The following is a 16,040-nucleotide window of genomic DNA, read 5'->3' as shown; positions in this document are numbered from 1 at the left end:
GCTCCGCATCTGTCACGAGTTGCGCTCTCTATCTCTTCGTCCAGTGATCTCAACCCGACTGTCTCAGGCAGCGGGTCCGAACTCACTGGCGAGGGACCTTGCTTCTTTCTCGAATTGCAGGAGCGCTCAACATTGTTGCGCTCGCGCCCGACCCGTTCAAGCCGAACACCGACGACGTCCCGAGCGAGGTCGTCGCGATGTACAACAAGCTGCTTGGGTTTGTGACCTGGACCGTCACGGGTCTGTGCGTCGCCGGAATCATGATCGTCGCCGGCCGGATGGCCGTTGCGCACCGCCGCGGAGAAGGCGGCGAACACGCCACTGGGCTCGCCTGGGTTGGCGGAGCCTGCCTCCTTGTCGGAACCGCCACGCCGATTATCACGGCGATTATGAAGAAGTAGGCGGCCTCCGATGCTCAACGCAACTCTCGTTGCGGCCGACGGGTTCGGGCCCAATGGAGAACCGCCTCAGCAGATGCAAGAGGACCTGCAAAAGGTCCTTGGACTCGGGCTCTGGACTGCGACCGGGACATGCATTCTGTCGCTCCTGCTCGTCGCCGGCCATATGGCCATTACTCATCGGCGTGGCGAAGGGGGCGAGCACGTCCAGGGACTGAAGTGGGTCGCCGCGGGCTGCCTGCTCGCGGGTAGCGCGTCCTTGATCGCCAAGGCGGTGGTCTTCTGATGAGGACGCGCGCGAGCAGCACCGCACGCCGCCCCGGCCTCTTCGCATCGGCCACGCTCGCCGGAATCGGCGCAGTCGGCATCGCCCTCATCATGATGCGGCTCGCAGGCGACGGAGGCGCGGCTGCTTCCGCCCCGCCGATCGCCGCGTCGCCGAGAACGTCCGTCACCAGCGAGCCGAGCGGCGCCTGCCGGCCCACCGATACCGGGCAGGAGGTGTTGCAGGCTCCGCCGTCGGGCGTCACGTGGCAGCTGTTCGGCGGCGTGGCCCTGCCGTACTCCGCGACGGCCGGGCCGCTGGTGGTCGAGGGATCGGGTGTGGCCCGCTGCTTCGCGCGCTCGCCGCTCGGCGCGCTGATCGCGACAGACCAGCTGAGCGCGCGGTATCTGCTGAGCCCCGACTGGCGGACGATCGTCCGCACCCAGGTCGTGGCGGGTCCGGGCCGCGACGCCTACACGGCTTGGCGGTCCGGCCAGCGGGTCAACGCCTTCGACACCGGATACGCCCAGGTCGCGGGCTTCAGGTTCATCACCTACACCCCGCAGTGCGCCGTGATCGAGAAGGTCATGCGCGCCGGGGACGGCAGCCTTGGCGTCTTCGACCTCACGGTGCAGTGGGAGGACGGCGACTGGCGGCTCCAGCTCCAGCCCGACGGGGTCGCCAACCCGCCGGGACATGACGTCGAGTCGCTCGACGGCTACGTCCCCTGGAGCGGGATATGAGCCCGCTCGCGGTTCCGCTTGTCGTGGCCAGCCTGGCGCTGGGCCCGAGCGGACCAGCAACGACACCGACACCGTCCGCCGTCCAGACGACGACAGCGCCGACGGCGACGCCGAGCACAGCGCCGAGCGCGCCGTCGGCTCAACCGAGCAAGGCGACACCGACCAAGCCCGCGGCCTGCGTCGGCAAGGCCAAGGACATGGCCCTGTGCAAGAACTCCAAGACCGACGACGGCGGTGGCGGGGGCAGCTGGTTCAGCATCTCGGGATGGGCGAAGAAGGCATTCGGGGCCATCGCCAAGTCGTTCGGCGACGCGGCGATCGACACGGTCAAGTGGACGACCAGCTGGTGGATCGCGGTCGATTCGCCCCAGCTGTCGGCTTCCCCGGACAGCCCGGTCGGGTTCCTGCGCACGCACACCCGCTGGCTCACGGGGTTCGGCGTCGTCCTCGGGCTCCTGCTCGCGGCGGGGCGGACGGCCTGGGAACGGCGAGGTGAGCCGCTGCGTGACGCGCTCGCGGGCCTCATCAGGCTCGTGGTGGTCTCCGGCTGCTCGGTGGTCGTCGCCAACCTCGTGATCGAGGCGGGGGACGCCTACTCGACGGCCGTGTGGAACGCGGGAGCCGATGGAACCGATCTGAGCGGCGCGGGCGCCGCCCTGTTCGGCGCTGGAGCGGCCCAAGCGCTGACCAATCCGGCGGTGATGATCGTGCTGGGCCTGCTGGTGCTGCTGTCCTCGCTCGTGCAGTTCGCGATGCTCATGCTCCGTTCGATCATGCTCGTCGTCCTGGTCGGCCTGCTGCCGGTCGCGGCGTCGGCGTCGGTGACGCCCGAGGGCCATGCCTGGCTGCGGCGGATGCTCGGCTGGTTCGTGGCCTTCGGGCTCTTCCAGCCGGTCGCGGCCACCCTGTATGCCGTCTCGTTCATGTGGATGAAGAGCGGCAACGGGCTGGAGCCGCTTCAGGGATTCATCCTCATCATCGGCACGGTGATGGCGCTCCCCGCGCTCATGCGGTTCGTCGCGCCAGCGGTCGCAGCGGCGTCGGGCGGAGGCGGCGGCGGTGTCGCAGCCCTCGCGGGAGCAGCTGCGCTCGGAGCGCGGGCGCTCCCCGCGCTCGGCCGGGGAGCAGGAGATCAGGGCGGGCCGACCGGCGCGCGGCAGGCCCCCGGCGTCAAGGACGCGGGCGACCAGACCGGAGATCAGCCGCCGCCCAAGCAGCCCAAGGGCGGCGACCAGCAGCCCGGCGATCAAGAACCCGAGCAGCCTCCGGCAACGCCCCCGCAGGGTCTCGGCCAGACGAACACGGCGCCTGGCGCGGCGGTCGGCCACCCCGCCATCGCCGCCGCCGGGCTGGTCGCCGAGGGCGCCCGGTTCGGCAAGCAGGCCATCCAGGGCGCAGTGGACAACGCAACCGAGGGAGGAGAAGTCGCCAGTGGCGCCAAGCAATGAGGTCCGCACGTACGGGAACTGGCGGAAACCCGGCTCCCCCGGAATCGGCAAGCTCGGGACGGTCGGAACGGCTCTCCTCTTCGTCGGCCTGGTCGTCGTTGCCTTCGCCATGCTGATGTCCCTCGTCGCGGGGCTGGTCACAGCGGTGGTGGTCGGCTTGGCCCTGGCGCCGATGCTCGTCCAGGACCGCAACGGCCGGACCGCTCTTCAGTTCCTCGTCGCCCGGCTCGCGTGGCTGCGCGGCCGAACGGCCGGCTGGAACCTCTACCGAGCCGGGCCGCTGACGGCTCGTGACCGGGGAACGTGCCGCCTGCCCGGACTGCTGGCCCCCACCCGCCTGGTGGAGGCCCAAGACGCCTACGGCCGCGACTTCGCGATGATCGTCATGCCGTCCACCGGCCATTACAGCGTCGTGTTCGAATGCGGAGCCGACGGCGCGATGCTCGTGGACAGCGAGCAGGTCGACACGTGGGTCGCGTACTGGGGCCAATGGCTGTCGTCGCTGGCGTTCGAGCCCGGCCTGATTGCGGCGAGCGTCACGATCGAAGCCGCTCCCGACCTCGGCCACCGGCTGGCCAGGGAGGTAGGCGACAACGTCGATCCGCGAGCACCCCAGCTCGCCCGGCGAGCGCTCGCGGAGATCGTCCGCACGTATCCGGCCGGGTCCGCGACCGTCTCGACCCGCATCACCGTGACCTACTCGGCGTCCGCGCGGCCGGGCGCACGGCGGCGAAGCGCGGACGAGATGGCCCGCGAGATCAGTACCCGCCTACCGGGGCTCACCAGCGGCCTGGCCATGACCGGCGCCGGAAGCGCTCGCCCGATGACCGCCGACCAGCTCGTCCGCGCGGTGAAGGTGGCGTTCGACGAAGACGCCCAGCTCGCCCTGGACGGCCTGCCCGACGCCGAACTGGGCTGGGAGGACGCTGGCCCGAGCGCCGCCCAGGAGTTCTGGGACCGCTACACCCACGATTCCGGCATCTCGATCACCTGGGGAATGTACGAAGCTCCGCGCAGCGAGGTCGTCTCGAACGTCCTGACCGGCCTGGTCTCTCCCCACGAGGACATCGTCCGCAAGCGCGTGTCGATCCTCTACCGCCCCCACGATCCTGGTTCGTCGGCCCGCCTCGTCGAGAAGGATCGGCGCGACGCCCGATTCAAGATCGCGGGCAGCAACGTCGCCGCCCGCGACTCGGTCGCCGTAGCAGCAGCCGACCAGGCAGCCAGGGAAGAGGCGCGGGGAGCCGGTCTCACACGCTTCGCGCTTCTCGTCACCGCGACCGTCCGCAGTGTGGACGCCCTGCCGTCCGCCGTCGCCGCGATCGACGCCCTGGCGGCCCCGGCCCGCATCCGCCTGCGCCGGATGTACGGCAGCCAGTCCGCGGCGTTCGCCGCGTGCCTTCCCCTCGGCGTCGTCCTTCCCCACCACGTGCAAGTACCGAGCATCATCCGGGAGTCCGCGTGACAGCGAATACCACTCGCCCCGGCCCTCGGGGATTCGGCGGGCGCGGCGGCGGCCGGGCCTCCTTCGTCGAAGCCCCGCCCGAATGGCGCGCGACGACGGTCCAGGCGTGCGGCTTGTGGCCGTTCGGAGCCGGCAGCGGAACGCCGATGATCGGCGTTCCCGTCGGACGAGAACTCCGGACCGGCGCGACCCTGTGCTGCGATCCCATCAGCTGGTTCGAGCGAGCGAACCTGATCCACAACCCGTCGATGCTCGTGCTGGGCGAGCCCGGCCTCGGAAAGTCCACTTTGATCCGCCGGATGGTGGTCGGGCTCACCGGCTACGGCGTCGTGCCCCTCGTCCTGGGCGATCTGAAGCCTGATTACCGCGACCTGATCTCGGCGCTGGGCGGGCAGATCGTCAAACTGGGTCGGGGGCTCGGCGCCCTCAATGTCCTGGACCCGGGCGAGAGCGCTTCCGCCGCGGCCCGGCTCACCGGCAGCGCCCGCCGCAAACTCCAGGCGGAAGCCCACGGTCGGCGACTCAACATGGTCACAGCGCTCGTCACCGTCCTGCGGGGCCGGCCCGTCCTCGACACCGAACGGACCATCCTCCACGCAGCGCTCCGGGTCCTGGACGAGCGCCACCCCGGCGTCCCGACCCTGCCCGACCTGATCACGGTGCTGGACGAAGGTCCGGATCCCGTACGAGCCGTCACCCTCGCGCGCGGCGACGAGGAGCGGTACCGAGCTGCCGTCGACCCTCTACACGCGTCCCTGCTCGGACTGCTGGACGGGCCCATGGGCCAGGCGTTCTCCAGGCCGACCACGACGCCCATCCGGTTGGACCAGCCCGGCGGCGTGTGCATCGACATCAGTGGAATCGACGACGCCGACGCCGAGCTCCAAGCGGCCGTGCTCTTGGCCTGCTGGAGCGACGGATTCGGGTCGGTCGAAGCGGCGCACGCGCTGGCCGACGCCGGGCTCGCCGAACGACGCCACTTCTTCGTGATCTTGGACGAGCTGTGGCGCGTGCTCCGCGCGGGACGCGGACTCGTCGATCGGGTGGACGCGCTGACGAGGCTGAACAGGCAGCGCGGGCTGGCCCAGGCCATGATCACACACACGATGGCGGACCTGCTGGCCCTGCCGGATCCGTCGGACGCCCTGAAGGCGAAAGGATTCGCCGAGAGAGCGGGAATGATCATCTGCGGCGGCCTCCCGCAGACGGAGATGGGCCCGCTCACCGAGATCGTCCGCATGTCCCGTGCCGAGCAGCGGATGATCGTGGACTCCTCCACGCCTCCGAGCTGGAACCCCGGCTCCGGCCGTGACGGTGCCCCGCCCGGCAGAGGCAAGTTCCTCTGCAAGGTGGGCGGAAGGCCGGGGATTCCCTTCCGCGTCGAGCTGACTGACGCCGAGGTCTCGCTGAGCGACACCAACAAGAAATGGGCCAACTCCACCAGCGCCGCGCCAGCGCCGGAGCGCCGATGAGCGCTCCCCGCCGTCGAAGCGGTCCGCCCGACCTGGCCCCCTACCTGGCGTTCGCGGCCGTCGGCCTGCTCACGTTCGCCTCGCTCGTCGTCTGGATCGCCTGCGCCGCCGCCCAGGCGATCGGCCACAAGGCTCGGCCGCCCGCGAACTTCGCTGGGTACTTCGTTGAGATCATCACCGGCCAGCGTGCGTGGCCGGGGCCGATCGCAACGCAGGTCCTCGTCGTCGAAATCCTGGCCGTGGTCGCGGTGGCCGTCCTCAGCCGCAATGCCGTCTTCGGTCTGCGGAAGGGACGGACCCGCGTCGATGTGGCCGCTCGCCATCTCGCGAAGAAGAAGGACCTCGTCCACCTGTCGACCAAGGGAGCCAGTGCGACCGCCGCCCGGCTCGGCGCCAAGACCAGCGCGCCAGGCGTCCTGGTCGGAGAAGTCATCGGCACGGGCAAGCCGCTCTGGGGTCCGTGGGAGGACCTGCACGTCGACATCTGGGGTACCCGGGCCGGAAAGACCACCAGCCGGGCGATCCCCGCCATCATCCCCGCTCCCGGCGCGGTCCTCGTGACCAGCAACAAGCGCGACATCGTGGACGCCACCCGCTTGCCCAGGGAGAAGGCCGGCCCCGTGTGGGTGTTCGACCCCCAGGACGTCGCCAACGAGGATCCGGACTGGTGGTGGAACCCGCTGAGCTACGTGGTCGACGTCGACCACGCCGCCCGGCTCGCGACCGTCTTCAGCGCCTACTCGCGCGACCCGCAAGCCAAAAGCGACGCCTACTTCGACACCGAAGGCGAACTTCTGCTCGCGTTCCTGCTCCTCGCCGCAGCCGAAGGCGGGCTCCCGATCACCCAGGTCTACCGGTGGCTCTCCGACCCGACCGACGACCAAGCCGTCGGCATCCTGCGTGCCGCAGGGCACGAACTGCCCGCCGAGCACGTCCAGGGCGTCGTGAACTATCCGGACAAACAGCGAGGAGGCGTCTTCGCGACCGCCCGGAAGTCCGTCGGCTGCCTCATCAACCCCGCCGTCACCCGCTGGGTCACACCCGGCGCGGGGCGGGAGTTCAGCCCGGAGAAGTTCGTCCGCAGCTCAGGCACGCTCTACAGCCTGAGCCGCGAAGGCCAGGGAACCGCCGGCCCCCTCGTCACGGCCCTGACGATCGCGGTGATTGAAGCCGCTGAAGCCAAGGCCACCGCATCACCCGGCGGCCGACTGGCGGTCCCTCTCGTCGGTGTGCTCGACGAAGCCGCGAACGTGTGCCGGTGGAAGTCGCTGCCCGACCTCTACTCGCACTACGGATCACGCGGGATCGTGCTCCTGACCATCCTCCAGAGCTGGGCACAGGGCGTCGAAGTCTGGGGCGAGCACGGAATGGCGAAACTCTGGTCCAGCGCCAACATCCGCGTCTACGGCGGCGGCGCCGCCGACCCCAGGTTCCTATCCGATCTGACTCAGCTCATCGGCGACTACGAACCGATCAGCTACTCCACCACCGTCCAGACCGGACGCGGCCACCACAGCCACTCCGTCTCCTCATCCACCCGCCCCGAAAAGATCCTCGACGTCGCGGACCTCTTCAGCCTCCCGCGCGGGCGCGCCATCGTCCTCCCCTCCGGCGCACCCCCGGTCCTCATCAAGACCCTCCCGTGGCAGTCCAGCCCCTACGCCCCCACCGTCCGCGAATCCCTCGCCAAGTACGCCCCAGAGGGGAACGAATGAACGAACCCAACCCCGCCGACCCCGCACGCGAAGGCGCCGACTCCGAACCAGAAAAGCGAGTCCTCCAGTTCGCCACACCGGAAGAGTGGTTCACCCAGTACTTCGCGCCCCACATCCGCCGAAAGCTCGGCGGCTCCTACACCTGGTGCGCGGAATGGTGGCGCCACGCCGAGGCCATCTCGCGGATCTACGCCCTATGGATGGCCTGGGAACACCTACGCGGAGAAGGACCCCTCGGCCCCTCCACCTGGTGGCTACACCACGCCGATCCCCATCTGTCCGTCCTCATGTCGCGGGACAACGGCCCGTTCGCCGGCTGCCGCCCCGACCGCCACAACCCGCCCGAGCCCCTGCCGTTCAAGATCGCTCCCTCAGCAGTCTGGAGATCGTCAGCATTCCAAGACCCCCGGTGATACTTACGACGTCGAACGCCTCACGATCACAAGTTGCGAACACGCAGGTCACCCGTAGCGGCGCGGTATTGCGTACGTGTTGAGTCGGGACAGCACTGCCCTGCCATGCCGCGGAAACTAGCCCTTCTGCGATTCGCCGGGAGCTGGTCAATATGGGCAAATCCCGAACACCTGTCTAACTCAGCAATGTGTTGAGTCGGGTGAAGAGTTGGGTCGCACGATCGATTGTGGCATCGCTGATGGGTAGCCGAGCAAAGATCTCATGCTGCTGGCGGAGAAGTGCGGCGGCGGGTTTGAAGTGGTCGAGTTTGCCGCCGGCGATGTTGTGCTTGCGGAAGTATGCTTCGACCTGCCGAACGACGCGCGGGTCTTTGGTGTTCAGGTCGCTCGCGGTGATCGCATTGTTTAGCTGCTTGGCGTAGGCACGGTTGACTAGATCGAGATAGAAGTCTCGTTCGAAGAGGTCCTCGATGTCAGCGTCAGCAGTACCGGTGAACTCGCTGACCTCGATGAGACCGTTGGCAGCGAGCTGATCGTTGTCGCGCAGATGCTTGATGGCCCCGACGTCCTTCGTGCTGGAGTCAACGAGAACGGCGACGTCAAGCTTGTTGGCGCCCAGCAGAGTGACGAAGGTGGACAACTTGCCCGAGCCGCCGATCGGCGTTTTGACCCAGCGGGGGTCCAGTCCTTCCAGACCCCTGGCTTCGACCTGGTCGGACAGGACGTCGAGGTAGATCAGGTCGCTGGGACCTTCGAGGAGCAGGGTGTGCTCACCGACGAACAGGGTCTGGGTCATTTCGATGCCCATGGAGGTCAGCAGCGGGAAGACAGTGTCGCTGTCAGCCTTGAAGATCTCCGAGGAGACCTTGGTGCCGACCTTGTCGTGGTCGACGACGGTGCGGACGCGTTCCAAATGATCGGGTGCGACCATGAACGGCGAATGGGTCGTATAAAGAACTTGGTGTTTGGGAGCCAGACGCTCGTCAATCAGTCGCAGTAGGTCATTTTGCGCACGTCCGTGCAGGGACAGACCCGGCTCGTCCAGCAGCAGGATCAGATCGTTGGTGGCTGCTTCTTCCAGGTCGTTGAAGTAGGCAAGGAAGGAGAAGAACCAGACGAAACCGCGGGAGCGTTCGTCAAATGGGACGGAGGCACGGTGCCGCTGGTTATAAACTCGAATTTGAAGGATGGGACCTTCGTCAAACGGAGCGACGGCACCTTGCTCGACTGGCAGGACATTAAGCTTGACTTCAAGCTGATCGTTCTGTGTCCAGTAGTCGAATACCTCGTCAGAGATCACGTTTCCGGAGTTCTCCAATTCCCGGATCAGGTGTTCATGCTGATCGGTGTCGTGGAAATCCTCCGGCTCGACGCCTGCCATGGACAGCAGGCTAAGCAGCGCTTGTTCACCTCGGTTGAGTTCTCCGGAATCGCGCTTGCGGATCAGGACGGGAATCGAGATCTTACCTGGCATAGTGTCGTAGTCATCGAAATAGACAAACTTCGGCATCTTCGGGAAAGCATAGGTGTCGATCAGGTAGAGCGAAACGCTCTCGCCCCGCCAGTTGCGGATGCGCTCGGCGAGTTGCTGCGCCGACGAAGGCGGCTCCTCCATGCCATCTAGGGCCTCAAGCAGCCCGCTAACGGTAATCGCAGCGTTGACCTCTTGGGCGGCTGCGCTGGGAAGGTCGAGATTGGAGCGCAGGTGCTCGACGATCTTCTTCTCGTCGTAAGAGTGCTCGATTGTCCTGGCATTCTTGCGGTAGCCGAGCGTAACGGTAATCTGCGGTGCGCGGAGTGCGCCAGCACCAAGATCTTTCTCAATATCGGCGATTTCCTCGTCACTGTAGCGGAACGTCGCCACTACCACTGGAATTCTTTGGCCAGCGGGGAATGCTTTTCGCCTGCGGGTCAATCGGGCCGGAAAGTCAAGCACCTCGTCAAACTTGGCCGAAGACTCGACTGGATTAAGGCGGTAGAGCGCCTGCAGCACGGTGGTCTTCCCGGACTCGTTTTTCCCGACCAGGCAAGTGACGTCTGGTTCGACATCTAGCCGGTCGGAGTCCTCGATCGACCGGTAGTAGCTGATGTGCGCGTTGATGAGCTGCATCCAGACCTCCGTGAGGATCGTGCCTGGCGCATGCGGGGGCGCGAACAGGCCGGAGGGCTCGGCTGAATGCCTCGGGATATGGTCTGGATGCGGATCAAGACGGACCCCGATGCTCGCGCTATCCCGCATACGTCGGGGCCTCGCGTTCAGAAGGGCAGCATACTCCAACCAAGGGACGATTTCGAGAGCGCTACCGCTATCCAGACACGCGCACCGAGCTGGTCCACATGGGCATCAAGTTGGGCAACCTGGGCAGGATCATTCTTGCGGGCTCGGCCCACAACGCTTTAGATCCATTTGAACCCCTAGGTCCGATTCGAGTTCGGACGCCGTGGGCATCCGCCGGATCTTCGGATGCGGTGCAACAGCACCTACCTGTTGCCGACGGGCTAGCGAAGGCGGCGACGGCGGTGGCTGACGGACGGTTGATATCGCGGGAGCGCAGCGAGCCGTGATCGGATTGATTTTTGAGGTCAAGTCCGGTGTGGCGTCGAGCGGCCAGTTCGGCCGGACGAGTATGGTCAGGGACAGGAGTGGGACTCCCGGCGCTGCGGACGCCGTTCCTGCGGCCTTCCCGGTGGAGGCCACCGTACAGGTGAAAGGGGTTTAACCACCCCGACCGCATAAGGCCGACTTATGTCGATCAGAAACGTCATGCCGATGCTTCGAACTGCGCTGACCGGGCGGCGCGTGATTCGGAGATGTCCATGTCCAAAGACAGACTCGCCGTACGCCGCAGCCGCTACACCCTCCAGCACTACGGGCACGCGAAGGAATCACTCCTGCGCGACGGCCGTCACCTCGGAGCCGTCCCGCGCGCGACCCCGCACCAGGCGTTCCTCGAAGCGCACGTACTGGAGCGCATCGGGGACTGGAACCCCGCCCTGTGGCGGCCCGACATCCTGGGGTTCGGACTCGTCTGGGTCGACCCCGCGCCCAACGCTATCGAACTCGGCATCCCGACCCGTTTCCTGCCCGATATCGCGGCCACGCTCATCCCGATGTGCATACGCGACGAACTCGCCGACGCCACCGACAGCGGTCCCGCCGAGGTCTACGGGCTACCAGGGCTGCGGTATCGGCTCGACGGCGACGCCGTCGTCCTCCACATCCCCGGAATCAGCGGCAGGATCACCATCCCCCTGGCCAGCCCCGACCTGTGGGAGAAAGCACTCCTCATCGCCCGGGCCGAGTGGGACGACACCGTCGTCATCCTCTGGGACCTCCGCCCCGACACCTGGCACCCCGCCGAACGCGCCTGCACCGCGCGCTGGCCTGACCGGTACGCCCTCGGCGGCCTCTACTACCAGACCAGCCGGCTTGCCTCCGACGTCCTGCGGCGTCTCCCCGGCCTCTGCAAGCCGTACGCCACCCACGACATGTGGTTCAACTTCGGCCGGGACGAGGGCTACCACATCGAGTTCGAGTGGCAGAACAGCGGCCCGCCCCGCGACGTTCTCGACCTCCTCCTCGACCGCAAGGACGGTCTCAACGTCAGCCTCGACACCTGTCCGCACAGCAAACCCGTCAGCTACCTCTACAGCGACGACTGCACCTGCGTCCGCTTGCTCAGCAGCACCGGCGGTCTGCTCGACCTGCGCCACCTCCGCTATTCCCCAGCCACCCGCGAAGCCGTGAAGAACGCCGAGCCCCCACGACGAAGCCACACGATCGAACGGCGCCTGGAGCTGGAACGCAAGTACGACTACCCATCCTCGGAGAAGTTTATCGAGCCCTGAGCCGGAATCACGACCGCACCCGGAATCAGGCGTCCTTGAACATCGCGAACCCTCGCGACGACCCTGTTTGTGAAAATGCGTCAGCCGGGGCCGACCGCTGGCCCCGGCTGACACGCCTCACCAATCCAGCGACGCCAGACTGGGCTGCCGGTAGATCGTCGCGAACGCGGGAGTTCCCTCACCCACGAAAGCCCCCGCCACGTTCATCTCCATCATCTCGTGGGCTTCGATCTCATCCATGCCGTCCTCGACAAGGATTTGAACGCACTTTCCGTAGTCGTAGAGGATCACTTCCCTGTGGACGTTACCGGCCCACCAGCCCGACACGACGCCCAAAATCGCTTCGGAAAATCCGTCGGCTAGAAGGAACCCGTCTGCGGGATCGAACGAGTCGATTAGCTCTTGGGCCGTCGTGAGACGCCGAGCATTACCGCGTACATCGCTGCGCGGTTCGTTCGCTTCGTGCTGGACTCGCGTCAATTTAGACCCCCAAGTTTAACCAAGTACGGAAACATGCACGTGGTCGAAATGATTTTGGGTGATGCTTCCGCGGTCTTCCATGTGGCGCCAGCATTTGCAGATGCTGGGGTTCCAGATTCGCTGTTGCCAGATGACGTACTTGACTTGCAGTCTCTGATAGTTCGCGATGACATAGTCAGCCGTCCGGTTTCCCAAGGCTTCCCCACTGCCACTGGGCGCTCGGCCTCCGGAGCTCAGCATCAGGTCTGCGGCATGCCCGGTCCCGTGGTCTTGCGGGTCGCCAGGCCGGGCGCACCCGATCGTCGTGTACGGCCCCAGCACCGTGTCCACCTCGTCGATCAGGGCTCGGGTCACCTGCTTGCAACCCGAGACCCCCACGCGAGGACTGCGGCGCTTGAAGGAGCCCGGAGGAGCGCGCTTTCCCGCCTGATCGCTGGGAGTGCAGATCGCCTCTAGCGGCCTGGAACCCTTCGCATCCCGGCCGTATTTGTTCGCCCACGACAGTACGAGACTGACGTACGAGTCCAGATGGTTGTACGCGTAGATTGCCTTCCTCAGGTCTGTCGGCGCACCGGAGGCGCGCAAGTAGTTCGCCGCGCTCGGAATGGCGTCCTCTGGGTCGTACCTGATCTTCCTTCCGTCGTGGTTTCCATCGACTCCGTACTGCTCCCAGGTGTCTTTGAGAAACTGCATGGGGCCGCCCGCTCCCGCGTAGTTCTCGCCTGCGTGGACACCCTTCATATTGCTCCGTCCGTGATCGCTTTCGATTTTGCCGATTCCGGCGATCACGGTCCAGGGGATCCCATAGTCCTCGCCGGCCTCACGGTAAAGCTTCAAGTAGGGAGTGGGGATCTGCTGGGATTCCTGGGTCGTCGACGGCTGCTCTAGTGTCGAACAGCCCGAGGATGTCGGCTGCGGGGTGGCGATGAGCGACAGTGGGACGAGTATCACGACGACGAATACAAGGATGATTCCGCCAGCGAGCGCGACGAAGACGAAGCCGCCAGCGCCTTTTCCTTGGCTCACTAGTCCGCGATCCAGAGATCGTCGGCTTCCGCGTCGTCAACGGGCTCGATGTCCGACACACGCCAAACGTCGGATCTGAGCAGCCAGACCGCGTAGTCGTGGACGTAGGTCCGCCGGGTCGAAGTCGTCACGACCTGATCGACCCGGACCGTGACCATCAGTGCCCGACGACCCACCGACTGCAGGGCACGCACGTTGGCGTGACCCACCGCGACCTCATGCACCATCACCCGCGCGACAAGCAGCCCCTGCGTACTCGCGGACTTGGCCAACAGCGAGAGCAGATCCGCCGTGCAGTAGCGCTTCAGCCGCCCGAGGTATGCAGTCGAGCTTTCGTCATAGCGCCAGGTTTCGTACGCCCCGGCGAACGCCCCGGCGACGTTGACGGCCTCGGCGAGCTCGTGCTGGTCGAGCGGTAGCACCCGCTCTAGCTTGAGCTCCGAGGCTGCGGGCGAACGGGCGCCGACGGCTGGCGCCCCGGAGCATCCGGCCGACCCCAGCATCGTGGCGCCCACCAGCCAGACCCATCTCTTGCGCATGCTCTCTCCCGTTCGACATGAGGCGTCGAACAGGCGAAGACCGATTCGCTGGAGAACGTGACCGAACGGCCCCTTGCCCGCGGCGGCGTAAGGGGCCGCGCTCCGAAGGCGTTCTTCGTCACACCCAGCGCGGAAGCCGCTGGCCCGCCGAGGGCTGCGATCGGAAGGGCGTCCGTCTCGGCAACAGCGTGCCTGGACGAGATCGTCGTCGTGTCTCCGCCGGGCCAACCGATGAGCACGCGAGACGCAGAACGCCCATGCCGCGCGAGCCTGCGGAAGATCGTCTCCAGGCCAGGCGTAGGCCGGCGCCAGAGCACGCGCGGACGCAGGCCGACGGGATCACCGCCTCGTGGCCGAGCGCGGAGATGCGCGTTGACCAGCAGCCCCAAACAGCCACGAACTACACCAGTCGGTAACAAAGTTCCCAAGAAGGATTGAATGCCACATAGCTGGTCAATACGATCGTCGCCCCAGGTCAAGCGGGCTGAGCGGGGACTGAGAGGCGTGAACGCGCCTCGGAAACCAGTCCGCGATGCCTACTGCCCATCGTGAGCAGCCGGGCGGGTTCTCCGGTACCAGGGGCGTGCTCTTCGGTAGCGCCGCCCCTGCACCGTCCCCGTCCGCTCGCGCGGCAGAGGGTCAGGCCGTGAACGAGTTCGTCCTCGCGAGCAGTAGGAGGTTTGTCTTGGCCCGCGCGACCACGGCGTCGAAAGACCGGATCGAGACGGGTGGGTTGGGTGCTGCTGCGGTTGTGCCCGCGTTGCCCCGCCAGCGCAGCAACCGAGTGCTTTTCCTCGGGGTCGCACTCGCCGGGCTCGGCGCTCTCGTCGGCTGGTTCGCGTTCACGAGCGTGAACAAGCAGGTTCCGGTGGTCGTCGCCGTGCGGGATGTTCCGTTGGGCACCGTCCTGACCTCCAACGACCTGGGAACGTCGCTCGTCTCCGCCGATGCCAAGGTCGCGACCGTTCCGGGCAGGCAGCTCAAGGCGCTGGTGGGTACGGTGGCGGCGACCGATCTACGCAAGGGCGCTCTGCTCGTCCCCTCGCAGGTGACGACGGCTTTGAGACCGGCGACCGGGCAGGCGCTCGTCGCCGTGGCGCTGAAGTCGACGCAGTTGCCCGCACGCGGTCTTCGGAGCGGCGACCGCGTTCTGGTCGTCCCGACGCCCGGTCAGGGCGGGCAGGGAGATGCCGCAGCTGGCGACAAGCCGGCGCTGGCCGCACCGGTCACCGCGACCGTGGATCGGACGAGTGCCGTCGGAACGCAGGGCACCGTCGTTGTCGATCTGATCGTCGACTCCACTGCAAGCGTGTCGGTGAGCCAACAGGCGTCCACCGGGCGAATCGCTCTGATCCTCCAGCCCAGGACGTCCTGATGGCGATGATCGCCGTGACTTCGCCCGGCGGAGCGCCAGGGGCGACAACCACCGCACTCGCCTGGACCCTCGCCTGGCCGCGGGAAGCATTGCTCGTCGAGTGCTCACCCGGCGGCGGGACGATCGTCCCGGGATTCTTCCGAGGCCAGCTTCCGCGCGACCTGGCGCAGCGCGGCTTGTGGAACGTGAACCTTGCCGTAGTCGAGAACGGTCTTGCAGGCGCAAGCCACACGTTCGGCGAACAAGTCGTGGAGTTGCACGCGCAGCCTCAACGGCTCCTCCTACCCGGCCTCACCGACCCGTTCCTCGCACCGCAGCTGTCCCCGAGCTGGCCAATGCTCTCCAAGCTGTTCAAGGGACTGCCGTACGACGTCCTGGTCGACGTCGGTCCCCTCGGACCGCAAGCACCGTTCAGCCTTCTGGCCGACGCGGATCTGGTGATGCTCGTGATGCGGCCGACGCTGGCGCAGACCGCGGCAGCGGTCCCACGCCTGGAAAATCTGCGGCGAGCACTCGGCCCGACGGCTGACCTTGGCCTGTGCGTGATCGGATCAGCCAACCCTCACGTGCGCGACGCGCTGAACTACAGCGTGGAGGACGTGCGCCGCCAACTGGGCGAGATCGGCGTGACCCTGACGGTCGCCGATGATCCCAAATCGGCTGGCAGGCTGTCTGATGGTCTAGCCGGCCCGCGGAACATCGAGCTCGCGCCGCTGATGCGAGACGTTCGACGCACCGTCGACATCCTCGACAAGCACGTCGCCACGAAGATGCGGCAGCTCGCGGTCTCCTCACGCGACGACACCGCTCGGCGAGTTCCCTCCGACCTTGCCCAGGGTGGTGCGCGGTGAG

Annotated in this window: 15 protein-coding genes; 11 read left to right on the top strand and 4 right to left on the bottom strand. The window is 66.8% G+C overall.

The window, feature by feature from the left end:
• Positions 1–98: 98 nt before the first annotated feature.
• The 8 genes from GQ466_RS16545 (at position 99) to GQ466_RS16510 (ending at position 7,919) form a co-directional block, all read left to right on the top strand.
• Entirely contained in the window at positions 99–401 is a 303-nt protein-coding gene (locus GQ466_RS16545) for a hypothetical protein (RefSeq protein ID WP_161103710.1), read from the top strand.
• Positions 402–474: 73 nt separating this feature from the next.
• Complete coding sequence (locus tag GQ466_RS16540) at positions 475–684, top strand: conjugal transfer protein TrbC (protein WP_161103709.1); 210 nt, start codon at positions 475–477, stop codon at positions 682–684.
• The gene (locus GQ466_RS16535) at positions 684–1,406 is read left to right on the top strand and encodes a DUF8175 domain-containg protein (protein ID WP_161103708.1); all 723 of its coding nucleotides are present in this window, start codon (positions 684–686) and stop codon (positions 1,404–1,406) included. The genes GQ466_RS16540 and GQ466_RS16535 overlap by 1 nt, the downstream gene beginning before the upstream one ends.
• Positions 1,403–2,854: a proline-rich domain-containing protein gene (locus tag GQ466_RS16530; RefSeq protein ID WP_161103707.1), complete on the top strand. Its 1,452-nt coding sequence runs from the start codon at positions 1,403–1,405 to the stop codon at positions 2,852–2,854. The genes GQ466_RS16535 and GQ466_RS16530 overlap by 4 nt, the downstream gene beginning before the upstream one ends.
• Positions 2,838–4,319: an SCO6880 family protein gene (locus tag GQ466_RS16525; RefSeq protein WP_161103706.1), complete on the top strand. Its 1,482-nt coding sequence runs from the start codon at positions 2,838–2,840 to the stop codon at positions 4,317–4,319. Before GQ466_RS16530 ends, GQ466_RS16525 begins: the two co-directional genes overlap by 17 nt.
• 248 nt (positions 4,320–4,567) lie before the next feature.
• Entirely contained in the window at positions 4,568–5,791 is a 1,224-nt protein-coding gene (locus GQ466_RS16520) for an ATP/GTP-binding protein (protein ID WP_202420469.1), read from the top strand.
• Positions 5,788–7,506, top strand: coding sequence for a type IV secretory system conjugative DNA transfer family protein (locus GQ466_RS16515; protein ID WP_161103705.1), 1,719 nt, complete (start codon positions 5,788–5,790; stop codon positions 7,504–7,506). Before GQ466_RS16520 ends, GQ466_RS16515 begins: the two co-directional genes overlap by 4 nt.
• Positions 7,503–7,919, top strand: coding sequence for a DUF4913 domain-containing protein (locus GQ466_RS16510; protein WP_161103704.1), 417 nt, complete (start codon positions 7,503–7,505; stop codon positions 7,917–7,919). Before GQ466_RS16515 ends, GQ466_RS16510 begins: the two co-directional genes overlap by 4 nt.
• A 175-nt stretch (positions 7,920–8,094) precedes the next feature.
• Here the strand turns inward: GQ466_RS16510 and GQ466_RS16505 are convergent, their stop codons facing one another.
• Positions 8,095–10,029 carry an ATP-dependent nuclease gene (locus GQ466_RS16505; RefSeq protein WP_161103703.1) on the bottom strand — a complete coding sequence of 645 codons (1,935 nt, stop codon included), beginning with the start codon at positions 10,027–10,029 and terminating at the stop codon, positions 8,095–8,097.
• 707 nt (positions 10,030–10,736) lie between these two features.
• Between GQ466_RS16505 and GQ466_RS16500 the strand changes: the two genes are divergently transcribed.
• Complete coding sequence (locus GQ466_RS16500; RefSeq protein ID WP_161103702.1) at positions 10,737–11,768, top strand: hypothetical protein; 1,032 nt, start codon at positions 10,737–10,739, stop codon at positions 11,766–11,768.
• 117 nt (positions 11,769–11,885) lie between these two features.
• On the opposite strand, the gene GQ466_RS16495 is transcribed toward GQ466_RS16500, so the two are convergent.
• The 3 genes from GQ466_RS16495 to GQ466_RS16485 are packed head-to-tail and all read right to left on the bottom strand — an operon-like array spanning position 11,886 to position 13,813.
• Positions 11,886–12,248, bottom strand: coding sequence for a hypothetical protein (locus GQ466_RS16495; protein ID WP_202420468.1), 363 nt, complete (start codon positions 12,246–12,248; stop codon positions 11,886–11,888).
• 15 nt (positions 12,249–12,263) lie between these two features.
• Positions 12,264–13,274, bottom strand: a complete 1,011-nt coding sequence (locus GQ466_RS32365; protein ID WP_337193493.1) for a lytic transglycosylase domain-containing protein — start codon at positions 13,272–13,274, stop codon at positions 12,264–12,266.
• A complete protein-coding gene (locus GQ466_RS16485; protein ID WP_161103701.1) occupies positions 13,274–13,813 on the bottom strand; it encodes a hypothetical protein in 540 nt (179 codons plus the stop codon). Before GQ466_RS16485 ends, GQ466_RS32365 begins: the two co-directional genes overlap by 1 nt.
• A gap of 646 nt (positions 13,814–14,459) precedes the next feature.
• Between GQ466_RS16485 and GQ466_RS16480 the strand changes: the two genes are divergently transcribed.
• Positions 14,460–15,188: an SAF domain-containing protein gene (locus GQ466_RS16480; RefSeq protein ID WP_161103700.1), complete on the top strand. Its 729-nt coding sequence runs from the start codon at positions 14,460–14,462 to the stop codon at positions 15,186–15,188.
• Positions 15,188–16,039, top strand: a complete 852-nt coding sequence (locus GQ466_RS16475) for a CpaE/TadZ family protein (RefSeq protein ID WP_161103699.1) — start codon at positions 15,188–15,190, stop codon at positions 16,037–16,039. The genes GQ466_RS16480 and GQ466_RS16475 overlap by 1 nt, the downstream gene beginning before the upstream one ends.
• Position 16,040: the final 1 nt, after the last annotated feature.

The sequence above is a fragment of the Actinomadura rayongensis genome (genome assembly GCF_009831215.1).
Lineage (GTDB): Bacteria > Actinomycetota > Actinomycetes > Streptosporangiales > Streptosporangiaceae > Spirillospora > Spirillospora rayongensis.
The sequence above is the reverse complement of the archived record's forward strand: the minus strand, read 5'-3'. Positions and strand labels throughout refer to the sequence as shown.

Excerpts from the sequence above, each read along its gene's own strand:
- GQ466_RS16540 (WP_161103709.1), top strand. The coding sequence starts at position 475 with ATGCAAGAGGACCTGCAAAAGGTCCTTGGACTCGGGCTCTGGACTGCG.
- GQ466_RS16510 (WP_161103704.1), top strand. The coding sequence starts at position 7,503 with ATGAACGAACCCAACCCCGCCGACCCCGCACGCGAAGGCGCCGACTCC.
- GQ466_RS16485 (WP_161103701.1), bottom strand. The coding sequence starts at position 13,813 with ATGCGCAAGAGATGGGTCTGGCTGGTGGGCGCCACGATGCTGGGGTCG.
- GQ466_RS16475 (WP_161103699.1), top strand. The coding sequence starts at position 15,188 with ATGGCGATGATCGCCGTGACTTCGCCCGGCGGAGCGCCAGGGGCGACA.
- GQ466_RS16535 (WP_161103708.1), top strand. The coding sequence starts at position 684 with ATGAGGACGCGCGCGAGCAGCACCGCACGCCGCCCCGGCCTCTTCGCA.
- GQ466_RS16500 (WP_161103702.1), top strand. The coding sequence starts at position 10,737 with ATGTCCAAAGACAGACTCGCCGTACGCCGCAGCCGCTACACCCTCCAG.
- GQ466_RS16515 (WP_161103705.1), top strand. The coding sequence starts at position 5,788 with ATGAGCGCTCCCCGCCGTCGAAGCGGTCCGCCCGACCTGGCCCCCTAC.
- GQ466_RS16530 (WP_161103707.1), top strand. The coding sequence starts at position 1,403 with ATGAGCCCGCTCGCGGTTCCGCTTGTCGTGGCCAGCCTGGCGCTGGGC.
- GQ466_RS16520 (WP_202420469.1), top strand. The coding sequence starts at position 4,568 with ATGCTCGTGCTGGGCGAGCCCGGCCTCGGAAAGTCCACTTTGATCCGC.
- GQ466_RS16505 (WP_161103703.1), bottom strand. The coding sequence starts at position 10,029 with ATGCAGCTCATCAACGCGCACATCAGCTACTACCGGTCGATCGAGGAC.